We start from the raw sequence: 21747 nt of genomic DNA on the forward strand, positions 1-21747 counted from the left end.
TGGATAAAAAAGAAACGAATAGGTAAAAATACAAACGAATCGATAAAAAAAGGGCCAGCATATTGCTGACCCAACAATTAACAATGTTTTTTTATTCGTTTGTCGCTATAACGCTTTAAAGATTGCCTCTACGCTTTCTTTTGCATCACCGAACAACATTGATGTGTTTTCTTTGAAGAACAATGGGTTCTGAACGCCAGCATAGCCCGTATTCATTGAACGTTTGAATACAACCACATTTTGCGCATTCCAAACTTCCAATACTGGCATACCTGCAATTGGGCTGTTTGGATCTTCAAGTGCAGCTGGGTTTACTGTGTCGTTCGCGCCGATAACCAAAACGGTATCTGTTTGTGGGAAGTCATCGTTGATCTCGTCCATCTCTAGTACGATATCGTAAGGGACTTTTGCTTCTGCCAGTAGAACGTTCATGTGGCCAGGTAGACGGCCCGCTACAGGGTGAATACCAAAGCGAACGTCAATGCCTTGAGCTCGAAGCTTCTCTGTGATCTCATGCACTGGGTATTGTGCTTGAGCTACTGCCATACCGTATCCCGGAGTGATGATCACTGATTTTGAGTTCTTCAGCATTTCTGCGACTTCTTCAGCAGAAGTTTCGCGGTGTTCGCCCTGCTCTTCATCACTTGAAATCACAACTTCTTGTCCAAAGCCTCCTGCAATAACACTAACAAACGAACGGTTCATAGCTTTACACATGATGTAAGAAAGGATCGCACCCGAAGAACCAACTAGTGCACCCGTTACGATCAGTAGGTCGTTTGCAAGCATAAAACCTGCTGCTGCCGCTGCCCAACCTGAGTATGAGTTCAACATTGAAACCACAACTGGCATATCTGCACCACCGATAGACGCCACTAAGTGGTAACCGAATGCGAATGCGATCAGCGTCATTACGATCAGTGCGAACATACTGCCATCCGCTTTTACGAAGTAAATCATAAGAAGCGTAGAAACGACGATCGCCGCTAGGTTCATTTTGTGCTTGTGAGGCAAGTTAAGTGGCGAAGAAGAAATCGTTCCGCGTAGCTTACCAAACGCAACCACTGAACCAGTAAAGGTTACCGCACCGATGAACACACCAAGGAAGACTTCCACAAGGTGGATCACGTGCTCAGCGTGCATACCAGCGAGGTCCGTTGATACTGGCGCAGGCGGCTCTAAGTAGCTGTTGTAACCTACCAATACTGCTGCCATACCTACAAAGCTGTGTAGAATAGCAACCAGTTCTGGCATTTGAGTCATTTCTACTTTTTTTGCATAGTGGATACCGATGCTACCACCAATAACCATAGCGATGATGACCCAAACAAACCCCTCCGCATTCGGGCTAAAGATTGTCGCAATAAGCGCAATCGCCATACCCGCAATACCGTAGTAGTTCCCCTTTCTTGCCGATTCTTGTTTAGACAGTCCCGCGAGACTTAAAATGAAAAATAACGCAGCAATTATATATGCCGCTTGTACTAATCCTGCAGACATTGGTTACTCCTATTATTTATCTTTGCGGAACATTTCGAGCATACGTTTGGTCACAGTAAAGCCACCAAAGATGTTTATGCTTGCAATGAGTACAGCAATGAATGATAGGAAGGTAACGACACCATTACCCTGACCAATTTGTAGCAACGCACCTACTACGATGATACCTGAAATCGCGTTGGTTACAGACATAAGCGGTGTATGCAGTGCGTGTGTTACGTTCCAAACTACGTAGTAACCAACCACACAGGCCAGAACGAATACGGTGAAGTGAGATAGGAACGCTGCCGGCGCTACAGAAGCAACCCAAGCAAATGCGCCCAAACCAACGGCTAATGCACCAAACTTCTTAACTGGTGACGTTGGCTCTTCAACTTTAGGTTCTCTTTTAATCGGCTCTTGCGGTTTAACTTGTGGCTGCGCAGAAACCTGAATCGGTGGCGCTGGCCAAGTGATCTCGCCCGCTTTCACCACTGTGACGCCGCGAAGTACAACATCTTCAAAATCAATGTTGATGTTGCCGTCTTTCTCTTTGCACAGCAGTTTTATAAGGTTTACAAGGTTGGTTGCATAAAGCTGAGAAGATTGCGTTGGCAGGCGACCTACCATATCGGTGTAACCAACGATCTTCACGCCGTTCGCCGTTGTAATCACTTGATCTTTTACTGTGTATTCACAGTTACCACCATTTGCGGCAGCAAGATCAACGATCACGCTACCGGCTTTCATGCTATCGACCATTTCTTTGGTGATGAGCGTAGGCGCAGGTTTGCCTGGAATTAGAGCGGTGGTGATAATGATATCAACGTCTTTTGCTTGTTCTGCGTATAGCTCCGCTGCTTTCTTGTTGAATTCATCCGACATTTCTTTTGCGTAGCCGTCACCTGAACCGGAATCTTCTTTGAAGTCTACGGTTAGGAACTCTGCACCCATCGATTCAACTTGCTCTTTTACTTCAGGACGAACGTCAAAAGAGCGAACGATAGCACCAAGGCTACCTGCAGCACCGATTGCAGCAAGACCTGCAACACCAGCGCCCGCAACCAATACTTTAGCCGGCGGAACTTTACCTGCGGCAGTGATTTGACCAGTGAAGAAACGACCAAACTCATGAGCAGCTTCAACGACGGCACGATAACCAGCGATATTAGCCATAGAAGAGAGTGCATCGAGCGCTTGAGCACGTGAAATACGAGGAACAGCATCCATAGCGAGAACGTTAATGTTCTTGCTAGAGAGTTGTTCCATTAACTTCGCATTTTGAGCCGGCCAAATGAAGCTAACAAGTGTTGCCCCATCTTGAAGTAAAGCGATTTCATCAAGGCCTTTTTCGGCATCAACAATAGGCGCATTCACTTTTAGAATGAGACCAGAATTCCAAACTTCTTCACTAGATACAATTGTCGCTCCTGCCGCTTCATAAGCCGCATCGTCGAAACTGGCTAGCACCCCCGCTTGTGATTCGATCACAACATCGAATCCCAATTTAATTAACTGCGCAACCGAATTAGGTGATGCAGCTACTCGCGATTCTCCTGCGAGTATTTCTCTAGGTACACCGATTTGCAAAACGCATACTCCTTGTATACATATCTATTAGTAATTTCTATTCCCCATGCCAAACAAACTTTGACAAAACTGCCCATAAGTCGTTTGAGAAAAGCAAAGCGTCACTCATTCTTTTGTATCTAACGTACACAGTGACTTCAAGCATTTTGTAACAAAAATACAAAAATTCATTACATATAACGCCTAGTCATGGTGAATCTTCCTCTCAGGATTGAAAAATAACCACGACCATTCGGACTACAGTGTGGTCCAACCAGAAGCTAACTAAGTGCTTAATTTACAAATAATTTGAGCTTAAAAACAAAAAGAGCCATCAGCATATACACTAATGGCTCTTTCATAGATGATTGGAATCAAGTTACCGTCAGATCTCAATCGAAGATTTTTTCACCCATTTGATCAATGAACATCTGCGATTTTTTTAACATCAGTTCATTCGCATCTTGTTCTGAACCAAGCAGGTCAGATCGAATGAAGCGGTGACTTTTCACCTCTCCATCAAATTCTTTTTCAATTCGACCAGCAATACGATATTGCCCATTTTCAGAAATGCTATCTTGGTAGATCAAAAAGCCTTTATACTCGATAGGCTCGATGTTTTTTACTTCGGCAGTACTTTTACCGCCACCAAACAAGCGCGAAAAAAATCCCACGGTTCCTCCTAGGGGTGTGCAATTTAGCAAAAAAATGCACAAACTACTTTGAATTGATGTTTAAGATTGGTTGTTCAAACCACTCCAGTTCTTTGTCCTCATCATAACTTTTATGAGAGAAAATTACAGGCACATCATTGTTACGATTCGTTCTTCTATCTTGTTGAATCATATTCGTTGCGTTTTCTAGAGCAATATCAACGCTATTTTTAAACCGTGTTAACTTATCTTCCGGAAGGGCAGAAAGAAAATCGATATCATGGCGAATGTAAATCGGTTTGAGTTGGGTTAAGGCCAAACAAGCAATATCTGCGAGTTGCTCATTCGTGAACTGTTGAATGTAAGTATCTGTACTCAGTACTTGCCCGACTAAGGTTTCCATATAATTGTGAACATCTGAACTAATTTGCATCGTTCTCTCTCCTTTGTCTTACCCTAGCTTTTGATTACAACGAAAGTATAGCAGTCAATAACACAGTGCAACTTGTTGATTGATTTAAATTTAATCAACCTCTCTCTTTTTATCCTCACTTACTGCAAAATACTTGGCAATTTCGTAAATACACGTATTCTTGTTAGTTTCGGAAGTGTTAATAATGTGCATTTGGCTACAACTCATTTATTCGCTTCATACAGGAACTGTCGATAAATTAAGTAGGTAATTTGTTGTAGATGGCATCATCTTTAATGACCTCACCCGGCTTTAGGTTTGCTTTCCCCATTGTATTAATGGGAGCAATCGGCCTAGGAATGGACCACATTGTTCAAATGACCCAGTCTAACTGGGGCATCGCTGCGAATATGCCGTATATTTTGCTCGGTTGTGCATTAATTCTATGCTACTCCTTTAAGCAAGGGCGAGAATCGATGGTGTGTATCGCCATGTTGTTTGCATACTTCGTCATCCAAAATCGACTTCAGACACCCTTGCAAACGGGCACAACACTCCTCGAACTCACTATATTAGCAACGCTATTACCCGTCTCCTTTCTCGCGGTATTCTTATTCAACAAAGAAGGCTTCGATTCAAAAGCCACACTGACCTACGTTGCTTTACTGCTTATGTTTATTTTTTGGTCTTACGTGACCTTAACATATTACGTGGTTGGTGGATTTGATGAATGGACTGACAGTATTCTTTTTATTGTACCCGCCGTGTCCAAATTGCCGCTGGTGCTTGTGCTCTATTGCATTGGTATTGTTTGTTTTCTTGGCATACTTGTTCTTAAGAAAAACAAGATTATCCATGCGATGACTTACTCTGCGATGGTCTTAGCAAGCGCGACTTTCATCTTCTTCGACGTTCAATATATCTCAAGTACAATGTTTACCTTAACGGGTCTATTGATCATCGTTTATTCAACGTCAGCGAGTCACCAACTTGCTTTCACCGATAGCCTCACTTTAATCCCTAGTCGACGCGCTTTGGACCTCGATCTTAAACATATGGGCAGAAAGTTTACGATCGCCATGCTCGACGTCGATCACTTTAAAAAATTTAATGACACTTATGGGCATGATACCGGTGACGATGTCCTGAGAATGGTAGCCGCACGTATTATGAAAACTCAAGGAGGAGCAAAAGTTTATCGATTTGGTGGTGAAGAATTTACCATTGTGTTTAAAGGGAAACACTCCGAAGAGTGTGAAGAATATTTAGAAGAAACACGTGAAGCCATTGCCCAGTATAAAATGACGCTCAGAGATCAAGATTCTCGCCCAGATGACAATAAGCAAGGTAAAAAACAACGTGGTACTGCCAGTTCTAAGAACAAAACGGTATCTGTCACCGCTAGCTTTGGTGTGGCAGACAGTCGCAGTGCACGAAACCCGCTTGAGACAATTAAATTAGCAGATGATGCTTTATATAAAGCCAAAAAAGCCGGCCGAAACTGCGTGAAGTTCAGCCGTGCTTGATCTTTACTCGAAGCCTAATAATGCCGTTCCCAGCGAGAATAACGTGTTACTTTCGACGATTGGTATCATTACATTTGGTTAAAGAAGAATACTAGGCTGCCACCTTTAAATGCACTTCCGTAATTTAAACTTAATCCAACCCCAACGTTTGTCACCAATGGAATATTGAATGGCGGTGTCATTAACCACCCCATGCTTGCCTCGTAGTAATGGTCCGTGTTGAGTGGCTTTTCTGTATCGCCGCCAACGTCAACGCGGTTAAAGCTGGTGTAAAACGACTGAACCATGTTTTGCCAAATCGCAAGCCGATAAAAGACTTTTATGCCGTTTACCCAATACCAACCCTCTGGATTAACCGTGTTATTTCCGTCCCCTAAATTGACGCCTACGCCATTAAAGTAGTGTGGTGAGGACCAGAAATACCAATTTCCGAAATGGCCGTTTTGTGAGTACTTAAGTGTCGCGTTAATTTCCCCTACCATCGCAAGTGAATTGGTATTTACATAGACACCATCGATCTGATCTTTGTAATCAAGAAGTGCATCACTTCGGTAAGCGTAATCATTCTGATAATACATAAGATGCGTACCTGCAGCACCGCTTAGCGATACACTGCGCGACAAATAGGCCTCATGCTCCATCTCTAGGTATCCACCCAAGATCAATTCATCTAAGTCATCTGCCATCGCAGAATCTAAAGCATGCACTTTCTGTTGGCTAGACAACAAATAGCCTCGCCCATTGACCTTTGTTTGGTAAGGCGAATAACGATAATTTCTTACGGGAACACTAAAAGGAAGTGACATGACAGTGATCTTTTTCCTTAGATCTACCGATTCCTCATCGCCAAGTGACTCATCATCTAAATTCAAATATTCATTCGGATCAAAGTCGGAGAAACCGACAGTAAACACATCGCTATCGGAAAGAACAATGCTGGATGCAAAATTATAATCGAATTCTTTTTCTAATTGTTTTCCGACCGTACCGGCATACGATGCTGAAGAGGCGAAGCACATCGCCAAACAAACCAACTTACGCATATCTCATTTAAACGAGTAAACGTCGTTCCATGACCTAGGTTATGTGTTCATCTTCCTATGAACCAAGGGCGCGCGATTTTGGCGCCAATATAGAAGAATTGCAAACGCTTTATTGGTCATTTAACCGATATAAAACTAGAGAAAGGATGACTATCACAAGTGAAACGTTTGCGACAGAACAAGCACGTTGTCACCAGTATGCACCACTCGTGAAAGGTGCTTCAAATTTGCACAAACAACGGCCTGCATGTGACAATGTAACTGACAGTGCTAGGAATAAACAAAAATACTAAGCATAAACAGAAATACCAATCAATATGCTTTAATATTGTTCAACATTAAGTCGCGTTAACTTTCAGATTTTATTGAACTTCTCAAGGTGTATGTATTTCTGCCATCTGATTTCGATTGGTACATGGCAATATCCGCTTCCGAATAAATATCTTCGAGCTTTTCCTTACCAAAAGGAACAAACGAAAATACACCTTGTGACACCGTCACTCTTGTTGATGTATAAGAATACTCATGTGGGTAGTTAAGATTATCAACCGCTTGTTTTACACGCTTCGCTTCTTGTTCTGCTTGAATTTCATTAGTGTTGCTCAATAAAACAACGAATTCTTCACCGCCATAACGGCCCACGTATTCTTCTGCTCGATTAAAGGTCGTTCTTAGCTGATCTGCTAGAGCTTGTAGACATCGGTCTCCCTCTAAGTGTCCATAGTTGTCATTGAACGGTTTGAAGTAATCAACATCTAATAATATCACCGTCATTGGCGCATTTTGACGACCATGCCAGGCAAGCATAGATTGGAGTTTTTTATCCATGTAGCGCCGGTTGTACAATCCGGTAAGGCCATCTTCATTGGCTTGATTTTTTAGCCATTGGTTCACTTTTTCTAGTTGAGCGGTTGCTTGTTTTAGCTCTCGCCTCATTTGTGCAATACGCTGCATCGCCATCAACTTTGACGTTAAAACCAACTTATCGACTGGCTTTATTAGATAATCGTCCCCACCAACATCAATGGCCTTAGCAATCATCTCAGGCTCTTCGTGTCCGCTAAGAAAGATTATAGGTATCCATTCTGGGAATGACTCACGAATATGAAATGCTAACTCAAAGCCATCCATATCGGGCATTGATATGTCCAACAAGACTAACTCAGGGTCAAAGTCTTTATAGACACCAAGCGCTTCAATACCGCTGCCAACGGCTTTAACTTCATGTCCCTGCTGTTTCAGACGTATCGCTAGCTGCATGCGTTCAATCTGAATGTCATCCACCAATAGAATGCGCATTGATGTTCCGGTCAGTTGCATAAAGAATCCTTTCTTCTTATCGGTATCTTTCAAAGATATATCATTTCTCTAATGTCCAGCAAGGAACAATGACTTGTACTCGTGAACTCTAAACCGATAAAGAACAATTGCTCTATTGTTATTGCTCTATTCTTACCATTAACAAGTGCCTTTCATGTCTAACAAATAACCTTAAATCGAAGATATCAATTTTCGTGCTATATTTTTTGTTTAATGGTCACGTATTCAAATGGTTCTTATGGTAGCTATTTGATGCATTTGGTATTAATATTCCCGCCTTTTGTAACGAGAGACACACCATGTCAGAAGCAACTAACAACGAAATCAAAAAAATCGATCTAGAAACCATTTCTCCTGAACTACGTAAAGTTATCGAATTTGACGGAGTTCCAGAAGAAATGTTCGAGATGGTTACCTCTATCCATGAAGTGTCTGAAGAAGCAGTTCGTGCGTCTTGGGACGAAATGCCAGCAAGTGCACAAAACATTCTGGACAACTTTGAGCAATTCCACGCTTTAGTATCAGTAGGCCAAGCATTCGCAGGTCTAAATGTAATGGAAGAGTTCCCTACGCTAAATCTGCCAGAAAGCATGACAGATCAAGACAAGGAAGAGTACCGCTCTCAACTTCTTGACAATGTTCTTCACAACTGTGTGAAAGACATGGTTAAGCAAATGAAGAAAGCACGTCGCGATCCTATTCTTAAGCGTGAATTCAAAGAGGTATTTGTGAAGTAATTCGTTCGCGGAATACTTTTACACTACTCAAAAACGAAAAGGCTGCAGTTGCAGCCTTTTTATTATCATTAAGATTGAGTTAATGATGCGCTAGAGCCATATCTCGTTGCGTAACACTAACACCCTTAACTTGCGCGTAAACAGAATCACCAACATTTAAATTAAGATCATCGAGAGCCCATGGCGTGATCGTTGCCCACAAATGGCACTCGTCAGCGAGTTTAAGTGAAACTGTAATACTTTGCTTGTCGTCACCTGCATTAAACTCTTCAATGGATGCGACCGTTGCGGGTAGAACATTTCGAATTGAGGTCGATACCGGTTTTTCTAATGCAATAGATACATCATTTGCACGAACTTGAAGGCGTATCGGTTGTTCAGCTTCACCATCGATTTTCTGCACCCATAAGCAAACGCTCGATGCGAGCTTCACACACGTCAATGCATATTTATCGTGATGATGAGCGATCTTACCCTCAAACAAGCTACTGTGGTCAGAAAATGACTGCCATGGGCGCATAGCGTGTGATGCCCACACCTCTTCCAATTTGCCAGACGTCATGATTCTACCTCTATCAAGAATCGCTAGATGCTGCGCAAGCCGCAAGATCTCTTGTAAGCTGTGGGTAACATAAATAATGGGAATGTTCACTTGTTCAGAGAGTTCTTCCAAAAATGGCATGACCTCTCGCTTACGTGGCATATCCAGTGAAGCGAGCGGTTCATCCATCAACAGTAGATTGGGTTTTGAGAGAAGTGCTCTTGCAATAGCAACGCGTTGTTTCTCACCGCCAGATAGCGAGATTGGAAAACGCTTTAACAACGGTTTAATAGCCAGTAATTCTGTGACTTTATCGAAATACGAATCGTCTTTTTCTGTCACACCGTACAGTAAATTCCCCTGCACGGAATAATGTGGGAACAACCGAGACTCTTGAAACACATACCCAATTTTACGTTGATGGGTTGGTAAATTGATGCCTTTCTCGCTATCGAAAAGTACATGGTCTCCAACGATAACTTTGCCATAGTGTGGGGTAACTAAACCACTGATAACGTTGATCAGCGTCGTCTTTCCTGCTCCTGAACGGCCAAATAGCGCACTAATTTCGTTACCCGGTAACGACAAGTCAACATCAAAATGGGTGTCGCCAAGCATTTGTTTAAATTCAATTTTTATACTCATTACTTGGTTCCCAATCTTACCGTCGCTTTACGATGTAACCATTCCGAAATCATCAAAGTCGATAATGCCAGTGCAATTGAAATAATACACAAGCGCGCCGCTTCCATTTCGGCTCCTGGCGTTTCAATAAAGTTGTACATCGCTAACGGAATGGTTTGAGTCTCGCCCGGGATATTAGAGACAAAGCTGATCGTCGCGCCGAACTCACCGAGGCTGCGTGCAAACGAAAGCATTGTTCCTGTGATAATACCCGGTATCGTTAACGGTAATGTGATCGTAAAAAAAACTTTGATTGGTGATGCCCCTAACGTCGAGGCTGCATGCTCTAGCTTCGGATCGACATTATCTAGGCTCAATCGTACTGAGCGAACCATCAATGGCAATGCGACGACAATACAGGCGACAACAGCCCCTTTCCAATTAAAGCTAAACACCAGCCCAAAGTGCTCATAAAGCCAACTACCCAGAAATCCTTGTCGACCGAGCGCAATCAAGAGCAAATAGCCAATCACCACTGGCGGTAAGACTAATGGTAAATGAATCAAGCTGTCTAAAACTGATTTTCCAACAAACGATTTACGTGAAAGGATCCAAGCTAGTGCTACGCCAAGCGGTATCAACCAGATAACCGCATATCCACCGACTTTAAGGCTCAACATCAAGGCTTGGTATTCAAGTTCTGTCACTCTATCCCCTTATTACTGATAACCATGCAAGGCTACTTAGAACCGACTTAGATTACTTATCATTGACTTTGATTACTCGAAACCATACTGAGCAAATACTTGTTGCGCATCGGATGACTGCAAATATTCAAAAAGCTGTTTGGACTCAGTTGAATCTTTAACAATAGCTGCTGGATAAATAATAGCGGTATGAGAGTCATCGGCTAATTCTCCGACAATTTTCACCTTGTTCGACAGTTGAGCATCCGTTTGATAAACAATCCCTAAGGGTGCTTCCCCCTTTCAACCAGTGCGAGTGCCATACGTACATTCTTGGCGGGTGCAATCTGTCTTTCTAAGGCTTTCCATATTCCAAGATGGGTTAATGACTCTTTGGCATACATACCCGCAGGGACAGACATTGGATTCCCTAACGCAAGACGCTGTCCCTCTAATACTTGATGCCAAGCATTCGAATCTGAAAAGTTAAAACTGACAGTGTCGGAAGACTTAGGTGCAATCACGACAAGGCGATTGTGAACCAAATTAGTGACGCCGTCACGAGGAGTTACCCCTGAATCCACCAAGTAATCCATCCATTGAGTGTTTGCCGATATAAAAATATCCGCAGGTGCACCATTGGTAATTTGTCGGGCAATCGACGATGAACCACCATAAACAGAGGTGACGGATACATCGTATTTATGTTCAAATTTTTGCACAATCTCATCAATGGCATTGGTCATAGAAGACGCTGCGTATATTTTGAGATCAGTCGCCGCGTACGCTGATGATGAAACACTCAATATTGCCGTTAAGCAAGCATGAACTGTCCATGCTTTCATAAAATGACTCCGCTGCTAAACAAGTGGTAAACAGAAAATTGGGATAAATCCCCTTTTGTTTAGGCTTCAAATGGTAATAAATGGTTTATTTAAACAAGAAATCAAGCGTCATATGTTGTTCTATCGCATCCGCAATACGATTGATGCCTTGTTCTTTAAGTTGTTCGAAGTTTTGTTGTTTTATTTGACTACCGTTTACCCAACCACTTATCAAGCTCAAAGCTTCAGCCTCATCAAAGAGACCATGTAAATAGGTGCCCATGACCTGCCCACACTCACTTATCGCGCCCTCGAACTCTCCTGATGAAAGAATGAAAGGTTGTTTCTCTTGTACTATCGTCTTCCCAACATGAATTTCATATCCTTTCACCACCGCAACTTGACCATCGAGGTTTAATTGAGCTTCGGTATGAGTGAGCTTCTTGCTATCGGTGAGTACTGTATTCACATTCAGTAAACCAAGACCTTGGCTTTGCCCTGGCTCACCCTCTACACCGAGCGGATCATCGATGATCTTGCCTAGCATTTGATAGCCACCGCATATCCCAATCACTTTACCACCTAAGCGGATATGGCGTTGGATATCTTTGTCCCACCCTTGGCTACGTAGATAATCTAAATCATCTCTTACCGATTTAGAGCCTGGGAGTATGACAAGATCGGCCTTATCAATTTTTTCGCCTTTGCCGACATATCGTAGATTAATATCTGGATTTAAGCGCAACGCATCAAAATCCGTATGATTACTGATTCGAGTAACCACAGGAACAACAACGTTAAGTTTTACTTCATTCGCCAATTCTTGTTGTGAAGTAATGGCGTCTTCTGCTTCTAGATTCAATCCATGCAAATATGGCAACACGCCGAGCACTGGCTTACCTGTTTTTTCTTCAAGCCAATCTAGACCAGATTGAAGTAAGCTAATGTCACCGCGGAATCGATTAATAACAAAACCTTTTACCCGTGCCTGTTCAGACTCCGATAACAACGCCAACGTGCCATATAGGTGCGCAAAAACGCCGCCTCGGTCAATATCGGCAATGATAATCACGGGCACATCCGCTTCTTCAGCAAACCCCATGTTAGCGATATCGTTTTCTCTTAAATTAATTTCAGCGGGGCTACCTGCCCCTTCAATCATCACAGAGTCAAATTCTTCAGTCAGACGTTCAAATGAATCAAGAACCGTCCCCATGGCGACTTTCTTGTAATCATGGAAACCAACTGCATCCATATTTGATAACGCTTTACCTTGAAGGATGATTTGAGCCCCGGTGTCACTATTGGGTTTAATCAACACAGGATTCATATGAACCGTTGGCTCTATATTGCTCGCTTGTGCCTGTACCGCCTGTGCTCTACCTATCTCGCCACCATCTTTGGTCACCGCGCTATTCAATGCCATATTTTGTGGTTTAAATGGGGCAACCTTTATCCCTCTCCGAGCGAGAACCCGGCATAAACCTGCCACAAGGACACTTTTTCCGGCATCTGAAGTGGTGCCTTGAACCATTAACGAAGGGATTGCTGATTTCATGAGCGCTTTTAATGAGAAAAAGAAGTTGTGCAATCATAACGTTATCTTTGCATGAGACTCAAGAAAATGAATCGAATATGAATGCACATATCAGCAAAGGTTCAAATATGGTTTGTTTTAATAACACCATCAAAAACGAACACCTATTTAGAGAATCAAATCATGAACAAAACGGTTATCGCTACAATCGCTGCACTGGCTATCGCTCCTACTTTCGCTATGGCTAAAGACCACCATCATGCTCAATCAAGCGTTCAATTTAACGGACCAGTAACCGTAGAGAAAGTAGATGCCCTGATCAAAGACTCCAATATGTTTACTGAAAAGAACGTTGTGGTTGAGGGGAATTTACTCCGACAAACTCGCGCTGATAAATTCATCTTTAGTGACGGTTCTGGCGAGATTGTTGTAGAGCTAGATGATGATATTCACTTAGCATCACCTATCGATCACACGACAAAAGTTCGTCTATTTGGAGAGTTTGAGGGCGGGAGTAAACCAGAAATCGAAGTTGAACAAATTGTTGTTCTGTAACGATTACTACCTAGCAGCTTTGGTTGTCATCTAACTGCTATTTTGCCTCTTCTTTAGGCAATATAACTACACGCATCAGCGCCTTGTCCTAGTGTGCTAGGTATAACGGAACACCTTAAATACCATGCGTTTTACATTTTGGTCTGCTTCTTGCAGGCCATTTTTTTAATTCGTATTTTATTCTTGCCCGGAGATACCCATGCTAGGTAAAGCTCTAAAGGTTGCAGCCTTTGGTTTATGCGCTGTTTTGCCACTTTCTGCACACGCTAACAATTTCAACTACAACGTGATGGAATTTCGTATGGGTACAAGCCCAGGTACATTCGGTGGCGAAGTGACGACATACTTTACAGAAAACACGCACTTTATTGCCCGTGCAGACAGTGAATTCAGTGGTGACTGGGACATCGCTGGTGGTATCGGTTTTAACGGTCCTGCAGGCCAGTTTGCTGATATTTTTGGCCAAATGCTCGTCCACAACATTAAAGAAAGCGGCGGCGACAAAATTGGCGATGTATGGAAAACCGAAGTCAACATCGGCACTCGTATTTGGTTAATGCAAAACATGGAGATTCACGGGCGCATTGGGCAATTGATTGATAATGAGGGGAACAACTCCGTATACAACGTAGGTGCACGCTTCCACTCAACTCAACAATTGTCTCTTGGTGCGGATTTTAAAAATACCGGTGTGTATGGAACACAATTGGTAATGTCTGCGCGCTTCGCATTTTAATCTAGGGCATTTCGTATCATGTAATCCCCTTAGACGTGGCTAATATCTACGAAAGTGATTTATCCACGAAACTGAGAGTTTTACTGAGAGTGTTCGGTAGACCATAATAAAAGCCTCTCGATGGAGAGGCTTTTGGTTTGTGGTTCAATTAACGTCTAAAGTGCACGTTAACTACGTAACTATTTTCCCACTTTAGGTTTGTTCTGAACGTATTTTTTAGAGACATCAATAACAGCAATATCACGGAAGAAGCTACGTCCAAGCAGGATCGGGAACTTCATATGACCACGTTCGGCTAACGTAAACTCCGTTTGCTCTTTTAAGTCACCCACTTGGATATAAGCGACAACCACCGCGCGTTTGTCCACTTCTTCCGAAGAAGATTGACGCACTTTTGCCCAACGCTCTACTGGCAACTTGAACTCTTTACTCGCTTTGCCATTAATATCAATTTTAAATTGAACCCAATCTTTACCATCACGCTCAAAAGGAACCACTTCTGTCGCACTGATAGAAGACGTTGTCGCACCAGTATCAATCCGAGCTTTAAACGTTTGTTTGATCGCAGGAACATAAACCCATTCCTCCGATCCCAGAATTAACATACCGTCTGGTGTTTTCTGTACTTTCGGTGGCTGTTCTGGCTTTGGCTGAGGTTTTTTCTCAGGTTTCGTTTCCGGTTTTTCTGCTGGTTTGACATACGGCTGTGGTTCTACCTCTGGTTTAACTTCCGGCACTTCAATTGGTTGCTCTATCGCCGGAGTTTCTGGTTCCGCAGGTTGTGTGGTCGTTGGTGTCGACGTACATGCAATAAGACCACCGCTCATCATTAGCGGCAGAATCAGTTTCCAATTCTTCATCAACTCTCCCAATTAACGTTGAGATACTTTTTGAATGGCGTCCGCTACATAAGGAATATGCGTTTCCGTTAGGCCAGCGATGTTGATTCGTCCATCACCTACGCCATAAATGCCATAATCTTCACGCAGTTGCGCCATCTGATTTTCACTAAAGCCTAGCACAGTAAACATGCCTTTGTGATTTAGTATGAAATCAAATTGATCTGTATTATGGTTAGTTCTCAACTCGTTACACAAACTATGACGCAAGCTGACCAAGCGCTGTTGCATTTCACTCAGCTCTTGCTTCCAGATCGCCGTCAGATTGGCATCTTGCAAAATTGTTTTCACAAGTGCAGCACCATGATCGGGTGGCATAGTATAAGTCGCACGAGCAAGCGTCAGCAGTTTACCTTTTGCATTGGAAACATCTTGCAGGTTCTTACCCACGACAATCGCAGCACCTGTACGCTCACGGTATAAACCAAAGTTCTTTGAGCATGAGGTGGTGATCAGCATTTCGTCGACATTATTGGCCATAAAACGAAGACCTTTCACGTCTTGTTCTAATCCGTCACCAAAGCCTTGGTAAGCGACGTCAACAAATGGTGTAAAACCATTCTTCTGAGACAGTTCAGTGATGGCCTGCCAAGCCGAAAAGTCAATATCTGCGCCAGTTGGATTGTGACAACAACCATGAAGAAGAACCACGTCAGAAGGGCCTGCTTTTGACAAGTCCTCTAGCATTTTTTCGGTATCAACTTGTTTAGTTTGAGGAGAGAAGTAATGATAAAAACGAACCTTAAGGCCTGCGGCTTCCATTACTGGCTTGTGGTTCACGTAGCTTGGATTAGAAATCCAAACGGTTGTGTCAGGTTGGGCAACTTTCATTAAGTCACCCAGCATACGCAGTGCACCACTCGCCCCTGGCGTTTGAATAGCCGAGACACGATCCATGGCTGACGTTCCGGTCAAAAGTAGATCAATCATACTTTGATTGAATTCTTCGCAACCTGCTAAGCCAACGTAAGATTTGGTTTTTTGGTTTTCCACGACCACGTCTTGTGCCATTTGAATGGCTTTCATGATCGGAGTTTCACCTAAGCTGTTTTTATAAACGCCAATACCAAGGTCAACCTTGTTTGGGCGTGCATCGCCGCGGTATGCGACGGAAAGAGATAAAATAGGATCTAATACAGGCGTTGGTAGATTAGAAAACATGAAAGTCATAACCCTTTGAAATTCAAGTATCGAACCTCACGGTAACACTTTCATTAACAATGGCGAAAGTGTTTTTTGTCGATTTCACCAATTTGAGGACAAAATTCTAGCAAGTACTGCGTTTCATGAACGCCATTGTTCATAAAAAGAACGATTCACTCACCGTGATGGCGATCTAAACGACCATTTCGTCTAAATTCTCGCGGCGTCATTGTCGACCACACCTTAAAGCGGGTACTGAAATTCGCGCCTGTGGGATAGCCTACAATCTCACCGATGTGCTGAATTGACCACTCGGTCGAACGTAGCAGCCTTGCCGCATATTCCATTCTCATCCGCGTTAAATGAGCCATAGGACTGCGCCCAAAGTATTGTTGCGAGAGTCTATGTAGATGAGGCTCTGAACAAGGATAGAGTGCAGCAAGTTGTTCTACTGTCCATTCTTTATGTAATTGCCTTTGAACAAGATCGAACACTCGATGTAACCTAAGTTGATTCCGAGAAAGGGAATCGGAATGCGGCATATTAAGCATCAGTTCGAGTTGTGCAACACTGTGTGCCCCCACTTCACCGCCATAGTCAATCGGGAGGTTAATGCTTCTAAGTAGTGTTTGAATACAGGAATACATCACTTCTGGTGCAGTCGTCAGTTGATATTCAATCTCATCTCCCACCATAGGCCACTCTTTTCCTTGGGCAAGAAAGACCCACGCAATTTGCCAGGTTTGATCTTCCATACCGAAGCCGTTTTCAATACCAGCAGGGACAATCACTAATGACCCTTGTTCTAACGAATAACGACAAGGACCACTCTCAAGCCACCCTTTACCCCTTACCGTATAAAGTAACATATGCTTTTTCTGGTTTTTTCGATACACAGAAAAGAAATCGCGACACGTTGCAATGCCACATTGCACAATCCCACGCTCTTCTAAAGCGATAACCTTGGTATGGTCAATAAACTCTTGATAGGTTTTGTCTGAAATGGCGTAGCGTTCTTGTTTTTCTTCCACGATTTTGTAGCTCACAACAATGTCATTGGACGATTTAATCGAACGACGTCTAAGAATGGATAGTTTGGCAAAACTTTTAGATGTATCTGAAAAATACACTGGACAATCATGAGGATAAACTACTCGCATAAATCTTAGCGGAGAAATGCGATGCTCTTAACACGTCAATACATAGACAAGACATTCTGGCAACGATTGATCGCGATCGGCGTCCCCGTATCTCTTCAATCAATGTTATTTTCATTACTTGGTGCCATCGATATTTTCATGGTAAGCCAATTAGGGGAATCGGCGACTGCAGCTGTTGGTGTCGGTAACCGTATCTTTTTCTTTAACCTTGCTGTTGTATTCGGTTTATGCGGGGCTGTCACCGTTCTGGCTTCGCAATATTTCGGCTCTGGTAATGTTGCAGGCATTCGGCGAACACTTGCTCAATCTTGGTTTATTTCAATAATTGTCACGCTGCCGTTTATTGTGCTCTATACGATATTCGACAAAGAGATCGTCTCATTTATGGCAGACGACCCACAATACGTCAGCTATGCTCGCGAGTATTTGGTGGTAACGGGATTAAGTCTCGTGGGCACTGCCATTGTCGTGCCTATTGAATCCGTACTCAGATCCGTCGGTGAAGCGAAGATGCCGACTTACGTCAGTATGGCCGCCATAGTTGTAAATATCTTCCTCAATGCGGTGTTGATCTTTGGTTTATTTGGCTTCCCACAGTGGGGGGTATTTGGCGCGGCAGTGGGGACGTTTATCTCGCGTTTTTTCCAAACTGCTGTGCTGGTATATTTCTTTTGTCGTCGCTATTCGTATCTGCTCCCTACTCGTTCAGACTGGCATGAGGGCGCAGTAAAGCAACATAGAAACAAGTATTTTAAAGTTTCGATGCCGATGCTTATTCATGACTCGTTATGGACTGGAGGCTTGATCGTTTACAGCATCATCTACGGACAACTCGGTGTTACGGAGCTTGCGATCATCTCTTTCCTTTCGCCAATAGAGGGCGTATTGATATCGACCTTTATGGGTTTTGCCGTCGCTGCTTCTGTATTACTTGGTAACGAGATTGGAGCAGAACAATATGACCGTGTTGAAAAAACGGCATGGTGGTATGTATTAACAAGTGCCGTACTTGCTACAGTGCTGTTCATCATGGTTTGGTTGTGTTCGCCTATTATCCTAAAGCTTCTCGAATTTAGCCCACTGACAGATGCACATATGGCACTAAATGTATGTCTCGTGCTTGCGTTAGGAATGATTCTACGCGTGTTTAATATGGTAGGAATTGGTGGTGTACTAAAAAGCGGTGCGGATATTCGCTATAGCATTTTCATTGATACATTTGGCCAATGGGCTATTGGTATCCCATTAACCTACTACACTGGGATGGTGCTAGGCTTACCTTTACATTGGGTATTGATGTCACTGTTAGCCGAAGAGTTAGTAAAAGGTATTTTGACGACACATCGCATTCAATCCAAACGATGGATCAATAACATGGTCGATGATGAACATAGAGTGACGGCGTAACATGTGATCTCAAAATTACATAGTAAACTAACGTTCATTGTAAATTGACAGGCACTCAAGAGACTCTCGTTAAAGAGCGCTCTCATTAAAGAACTCACACCAAAAGGGCACATCCGAAATGTACGAATGTGCCCTTTTCATATTCTTATCTTATTCGAGGCAAAGACGATTAGATGTCTGTGAAACGATGAATGATTTGGTTCGAACTTCCCCGCCATTCTAGATTCAGATCTTTCTTGTCTTGCTCAAATTTCCCATCGATCAATGTATCGATGTATTGCGTCACTTCTCGTTGGGCATCATCGAGTTCTTCCAGTGTGTACCCCGTCCAAACCCAAATATCTTTACCTGGGCACTCTTCTCTTACACGCTTTACTAGCTTGAGAATGTGCGGCACGTTCGCCGGATGCAGAGGATCACCACCAGACAGAGATAAACCACGGCGTTTAATGCGTGTGTCGTTCAAATCTGCGATGATTTTATCTTCAGCTTCTTGAGTGAAAAACACACCAGAATCCAAACGTTGCGTCGACTGGTTATAACAGCCACGACACTGGTGTACACAGCCCGACACAAATAACGTGCAGCGTGTACCTGGTCCGTTTACAACATCGATCGGATAATATTGGTGGTAATTCATAGTCATGCCTTTTGTTCTGGCTAGAAAAGAAAATCAACCCATGACAGGTTGATTTTCATTATTGGGTTTGAGCTTAAGTCAACCTTAAAGGTGCTTCACTCGACGCTTAACTTCTTCTTGCTTACCGAAGTTAAACGGGCGAGCATCTGGACTGCCTAGGTAGCCACAAACGCGGCGTGTTACTGATACTTTTGTTGAGTCATGGTTGCCACAACTTGGGCACGTAAAGCCTTTACTTGTACAGTCAAACTCACCGTTGTAACCACACTCGTAACACTCATCGATTGGTGTATTCGTACCGTAGTAAGGCACGCGCGTGTAACTGTAGTCCCACACGTTTTCTAGCGCTTCAATGTTACGTTGCATGTTCGGGAACTCGCCATAACAAATAAAGCCACCACTTGAGATTTCTGGATAAGGCATCTCAAAATCGATCTTATCGTAAGGGTTTACCGTTTTCTCAACATCTAAGTGGAAGCTGTTGGTGTAGTAACCTTTATCAGTCACGCCTTCGATAACACCGAATTCTTTCGCATCAATACGGCAGAAACGGCTACAAAGGTTTTCGCTTGGTGTGCCGTAAAGGCTGAAACCATAGCCAGTTTCGTCTGTCCATTGGTTTACCGCGTCTTTCATGTGTTTGATGATCGCGACTGCTTTTTCGCGCAATACGGCATCGTCATACAAGTGTGCTTCCGTACCAAACAGCGCGTTAATTGTCTCGTGAACACCAATGTAGCCTAGAGAAATCGAAGCACGGCCATTTTTGAAGATTTCAGCAACGGAGTCGTCCGCTTTTAGTCGAACACCACAAGCCCCTTCCATGTATAGAATCGGTGCAACGCGTGCTTTTACGTTCTCTAAACGTGAAATTCGAGTTTCCAGTGCTTTACGAGCAAGACGTAGACGATCATCAAGCAATTCGTAGAATTTAGCTTCACTGCCGTTTGCACGAATAGCGATACGTGGCAAGTTTAAGCTCACGACACCAAGGTTGTTACGACCCTCGTGAATAAGCTCACCGTTCTCTTCATAAGTACCTAAGAAGCTGCGACAGCCCATCGGCGTTTTAAATGAACCCGTAATTTCCACAACTTTGTCGTAGTTAAGAATATCTGGGTACATGCGTTTAGAAGCACATTCTAGCGCCAGTTTCTTAATGTCGTAGTTTGGATCTTCTGCTTTGTGGTTCAAGCCATCTTTAATACCGAAAACCAGTTTAGGGAACACGGCTGTTTTACGGTTTTTACCAAGACCCGCGATACGGTTTTTCAGAATCGACTTCTGAATCAGGCGTGATGCCCAGCTTGTACCAAGGCCGAAACCAAACGTCACGAATGGTGTTTGACCATTGGCAGTATGCAGCGTGTTTACTTCGTATTCGAGAGATTGGAATGCGTCATAACACTCTTTTTCAGTGCGTGATTTAGCAAACGCTTCAGGCTCTGCAATATCCCACTCTTTAGCGATAGCTAGATGTTTCTCGTAACTCGTATTGACATAAGGCTCTAGCACTTCATCAATACGGTTGATCGTTGTACCACCGTAAATGTGGCTAGCAACTTGTGCGATGATCTGCGCCGTAACCGCGGTAGCCGTTGAAATTGATTTCGGTGTATCAATTTCCGCATTACCCATTTTAAAACCGTGTGTCAGCATGCCTTTTAAATCAATCAGCATACAGTTAAACATCGGGAAGAACGGTGCGTAATCTAAATCGTGGTAGTGAATGTCACCGACATCGTGCGCTTGAACCACATCACGCGGAAGAATGTGAGTTTTTGCGTAGTGCTTAGCAACAATACCCGCCAATAAATCACGCTGAGTCGGAATCACTTTACCGTCTTTGTTCGCATTTTCGTTGATTAGATCAAGGTTGCTTTCTTCAATCAAGCCCTCGATTTCACGCGTTAGTGTGCTTTGCTTTTCACGTGCAATGTCACGATCATGGCGGTATTCGATGTAAGAACGCGCAAGTGATTTGTAAGGACCTTGCATGAGTTCATTTTCAACTAAGTCTTGAATCTCATGGATGTGAACTTCATCGTGATCTTGTAGTTGCAACTCAACAGAAAGCGCCACATTTAGTGCATAAATGGCGACTTCTTTTTCATGGTTATCCGCTGCTGCTTCCACTGCTGCTTGGATTCGATCCCTATTAAACGGAGCCCTTGAGCCGTCACGTTTGATTACGATTGGTTTCACTTTTTCTCCTTACCCAAGAATACTCACAGAGTTATCCACAAATACACTATA

General features: G+C 43.2%; 20 protein-coding genes and 1 pseudogene. 6 read left to right on the forward strand and 15 right to left on the reverse strand.

What is annotated here, in order from left to right; genetic code table 11:
* Nucleotides 1-105 precede the first annotated feature (105 nt).
* From pntB to VA249_RS17615, 4 genes are all read right to left on the reverse strand, one after another.
* Nucleotides 106-1500: a Re/Si-specific NAD(P)(+) transhydrogenase subunit beta gene (gene pntB / locus VA249_RS17600; RefSeq protein ID WP_221072078.1), complete on the reverse strand. Its 1395-nt coding sequence runs from the start codon at nt 1498-1500 to the stop codon at nt 106-108.
* A 12-nt stretch (nt 1501-1512) separates the two neighbouring features.
* On the reverse strand, nt 1513-3069 hold the full coding sequence (locus VA249_RS17605; RefSeq protein WP_221072079.1) for a Re/Si-specific NAD(P)(+) transhydrogenase subunit alpha: 1557 nt from the start codon (nt 3067-3069) through the stop codon (nt 1513-1515).
* A gap of 371 nt (nt 3070-3440) precedes the next feature.
* Nucleotides 3441-3722: an HlyU family transcriptional regulator gene (locus VA249_RS17610; RefSeq protein ID WP_221072081.1), complete on the reverse strand. Its 282-nt coding sequence runs from the start codon at nt 3720-3722 to the stop codon at nt 3441-3443.
* A 43-nt stretch (nt 3723-3765) separates the two neighbouring features.
* Nucleotides 3766-4134 (reverse strand): late competence development ComFB family protein, encoded by a 369-nt coding sequence (locus VA249_RS17615; RefSeq protein WP_221072083.1) that lies wholly within the window; start codon nt 4132-4134, stop codon nt 3766-3768.
* Nucleotides 4135-4394: 260 nt separating this feature from the next.
* Between VA249_RS17615 and VA249_RS17620 the strand changes: the two genes are divergently transcribed.
* On the forward strand, nt 4395-5639 hold the full coding sequence (locus VA249_RS17620; protein ID WP_221072086.1) for a GGDEF domain-containing protein: 1245 nt from the start codon (nt 4395-4397) through the stop codon (nt 5637-5639).
* A gap of 68 nt (nt 5640-5707) precedes the next feature.
* Here VA249_RS17620 and VA249_RS17625 read toward each other — a convergent pair whose 3' ends face one another.
* A complete protein-coding gene (locus VA249_RS17625) occupies nt 5708-6682 on the reverse strand; it encodes a Solitary outer membrane autotransporter beta-barrel domain (RefSeq protein WP_221072087.1) in 975 nt (324 codons plus the stop codon).
* A gap of 146 nt (nt 6683-6828) precedes the next feature.
* Here VA249_RS17625 and VA249_RS17630 point away from each other — a divergent pair, with 146 nt between their 5' ends.
* Nucleotides 6829-6975 (forward strand): hypothetical protein, encoded by a 147-nt coding sequence (locus tag VA249_RS17630; protein ID WP_221072090.1) that lies wholly within the window; start codon nt 6829-6831, stop codon nt 6973-6975.
* A 55-nt stretch (nt 6976-7030) separates the two neighbouring features.
* Here VA249_RS17630 and VA249_RS17635 read toward each other — a convergent pair whose 3' ends face one another.
* Nucleotides 7031-8002 carry a GGDEF domain-containing response regulator gene (locus VA249_RS17635; protein WP_221072092.1) on the reverse strand — a complete coding sequence of 324 codons (972 nt, stop codon included), beginning with the start codon at nt 8000-8002 and terminating at the stop codon, nt 7031-7033.
* Nucleotides 8003-8301: 299 nt separating this feature from the next.
* Between VA249_RS17635 and VA249_RS17640 the strand changes: the two genes are divergently transcribed.
* The gene (locus VA249_RS17640; protein WP_221072094.1) at nt 8302-8739 is read left to right on the forward strand and encodes a DUF3069 domain-containing protein; all 438 of its coding nucleotides are present in this window, start codon (nt 8302-8304) and stop codon (nt 8737-8739) included.
* Nucleotides 8740-8818: 79 nt separating this feature from the next.
* Here VA249_RS17640 and modC read toward each other — a convergent pair whose 3' ends face one another.
* From modC to VA249_RS17660, 4 genes and pseudogenes are all read right to left on the reverse strand, one after another.
* Complete coding sequence (modC, locus tag VA249_RS17645; protein ID WP_221072096.1) at nt 8819-9925, reverse strand: molybdenum ABC transporter ATP-binding protein ModC; 1107 nt, start codon at nt 9923-9925, stop codon at nt 8819-8821.
* Nucleotides 9925-10611 (reverse strand): molybdate ABC transporter permease subunit, encoded by a 687-nt coding sequence (gene modB, locus VA249_RS17650; protein ID WP_221072098.1) that lies wholly within the window; start codon nt 10609-10611, stop codon nt 9925-9927. The genes modC and modB overlap by 1 nt, the downstream gene beginning before the upstream one ends.
* Nucleotides 10612-10683: 72 nt before the next feature.
* Nucleotides 10684-11435: pseudogene (gene modA, locus VA249_RS17655) on the reverse strand (molybdate ABC transporter substrate-binding protein).
* Nucleotides 11436-11520: 85 nt separating this feature from the next.
* Complete coding sequence (locus VA249_RS17660; RefSeq protein WP_221072100.1) at nt 11521-12972, reverse strand: cobyric acid synthase; 1452 nt, start codon at nt 12970-12972, stop codon at nt 11521-11523.
* Nucleotides 12973-13134: 162 nt separating this feature from the next.
* Between VA249_RS17660 and VA249_RS17665 the strand changes: the two genes are divergently transcribed.
* Together VA249_RS17665 and VA249_RS17670 are read left to right on the forward strand one after the other, a co-directional pair.
* Complete coding sequence (locus VA249_RS17665; RefSeq protein ID WP_128812923.1) at nt 13135-13506, forward strand: YgiW/YdeI family stress tolerance OB fold protein; 372 nt, start codon at nt 13135-13137, stop codon at nt 13504-13506.
* Between the two features lie 199 nt (nt 13507-13705).
* On the forward strand, nt 13706-14242 hold the full coding sequence (locus VA249_RS17670) for a hypothetical protein (RefSeq protein ID WP_128812924.1): 537 nt from the start codon (nt 13706-13708) through the stop codon (nt 14240-14242).
* Between the two features lie 179 nt (nt 14243-14421).
* On the opposite strand, the gene VA249_RS17675 is transcribed toward VA249_RS17670, so the two are convergent.
* From VA249_RS17675 to VA249_RS17685, 3 genes are all read right to left on the reverse strand, one after another.
* A complete protein-coding gene (locus tag VA249_RS17675; protein WP_221072102.1) occupies nt 14422-15102 on the reverse strand; it encodes an ATP-dependent zinc protease family protein in 681 nt (226 codons plus the stop codon).
* A 12-nt stretch (nt 15103-15114) separates the two neighbouring features.
* Nucleotides 15115-16302 (reverse strand): amino acid aminotransferase, encoded by a 1188-nt coding sequence (locus VA249_RS17680; RefSeq protein WP_221072104.1) that lies wholly within the window; start codon nt 16300-16302, stop codon nt 15115-15117.
* 155 nt (nt 16303-16457) lie between these two features.
* Nucleotides 16458-17315 (reverse strand): AraC family transcriptional regulator, encoded by an 858-nt coding sequence (locus tag VA249_RS17685; protein ID WP_221072226.1) that lies wholly within the window; start codon nt 17313-17315, stop codon nt 16458-16460.
* Nucleotides 17316-17465: 150 nt separating this feature from the next.
* Here VA249_RS17685 and VA249_RS17690 point away from each other — a divergent pair, with 150 nt between their 5' ends.
* Complete coding sequence (locus VA249_RS17690) at nt 17466-18851, forward strand: MATE family efflux transporter (RefSeq protein WP_221072106.1); 1386 nt, start codon at nt 17466-17468, stop codon at nt 18849-18851.
* A gap of 169 nt (nt 18852-19020) precedes the next feature.
* Here VA249_RS17690 and nrdG read toward each other — a convergent pair whose 3' ends face one another.
* The gene (gene nrdG / locus VA249_RS17695) at nt 19021-19491 is read right to left on the reverse strand and encodes an anaerobic ribonucleoside-triphosphate reductase-activating protein (RefSeq protein WP_221072107.1); all 471 of its coding nucleotides are present in this window, start codon (nt 19489-19491) and stop codon (nt 19021-19023) included.
* An 84-nt stretch (nt 19492-19575) separates the two neighbouring features.
* Nucleotides 19576-21696 (reverse strand): anaerobic ribonucleoside-triphosphate reductase, encoded by a 2121-nt coding sequence (nrdD, locus tag VA249_RS17700; protein ID WP_221072109.1) that lies wholly within the window; start codon nt 21694-21696, stop codon nt 19576-19578.
* Nucleotides 21697-21747 lie beyond the last annotated feature (51 nt).

The organism is Vibrio alfacsensis, assembly GCF_019670485.1.
Lineage (GTDB): Bacteria > Pseudomonadota > Gammaproteobacteria > Enterobacterales > Vibrionaceae > Vibrio > Vibrio alfacsensis.

Excerpts from the sequence above, each read along its gene's own strand:
- pntB (WP_221072078.1), bottom strand. The coding sequence starts at position 1,500 with ATGTCTGCAGGATTAGTACAAGCGGCATATATAATTGCTGCGTTATTT.
- VA249_RS17625 (WP_221072087.1), bottom strand. The coding sequence starts at position 6,682 with ATGCGTAAGTTGGTTTGTTTGGCGATGTGCTTCGCCTCTTCAGCATCG.
- VA249_RS17615 (WP_221072083.1), bottom strand. The coding sequence starts at position 4,134 with ATGCAAATTAGTTCAGATGTTCACAATTATATGGAAACCTTAGTCGGG.
- VA249_RS17660 (WP_221072100.1), bottom strand. The coding sequence starts at position 12,972 with ATGAAATCAGCAATCCCTTCGTTAATGGTTCAAGGCACCACTTCAGAT.
- VA249_RS17630 (WP_221072090.1), top strand. The coding sequence starts at position 6,829 with ATGACTATCACAAGTGAAACGTTTGCGACAGAACAAGCACGTTGTCAC.
- VA249_RS17670 (WP_128812924.1), top strand. The coding sequence starts at position 13,706 with ATGCTAGGTAAAGCTCTAAAGGTTGCAGCCTTTGGTTTATGCGCTGTT.
- VA249_RS17690 (WP_221072106.1), top strand. The coding sequence starts at position 17,466 with ATGCTCTTAACACGTCAATACATAGACAAGACATTCTGGCAACGATTG.
- VA249_RS17640 (WP_221072094.1), top strand. The coding sequence starts at position 8,302 with ATGTCAGAAGCAACTAACAACGAAATCAAAAAAATCGATCTAGAAACC.
- VA249_RS17675 (WP_221072102.1), bottom strand. The coding sequence starts at position 15,102 with ATGAAGAATTGGAAACTGATTCTGCCGCTAATGATGAGCGGTGGTCTT.
- VA249_RS17635 (WP_221072092.1), bottom strand. The coding sequence starts at position 8,002 with ATGCAACTGACCGGAACATCAATGCGCATTCTATTGGTGGATGACATT.
- VA249_RS17680 (WP_221072104.1), bottom strand. The coding sequence starts at position 16,302 with ATGTTTTCTAATCTACCAACGCCTGTATTAGATCCTATTTTATCTCTT.
- VA249_RS17620 (WP_221072086.1), top strand. The coding sequence starts at position 4,395 with ATGGCATCATCTTTAATGACCTCACCCGGCTTTAGGTTTGCTTTCCCC.
- modC (WP_221072096.1), bottom strand. The coding sequence starts at position 9,925 with ATGAGTATAAAAATTGAATTTAAACAAATGCTTGGCGACACCCATTTT.
- nrdG (WP_221072107.1), bottom strand. The coding sequence starts at position 19,491 with ATGAATTACCACCAATATTATCCGATCGATGTTGTAAACGGACCAGGT.
- VA249_RS17665 (WP_128812923.1), top strand. The coding sequence starts at position 13,135 with ATGAACAAAACGGTTATCGCTACAATCGCTGCACTGGCTATCGCTCCT.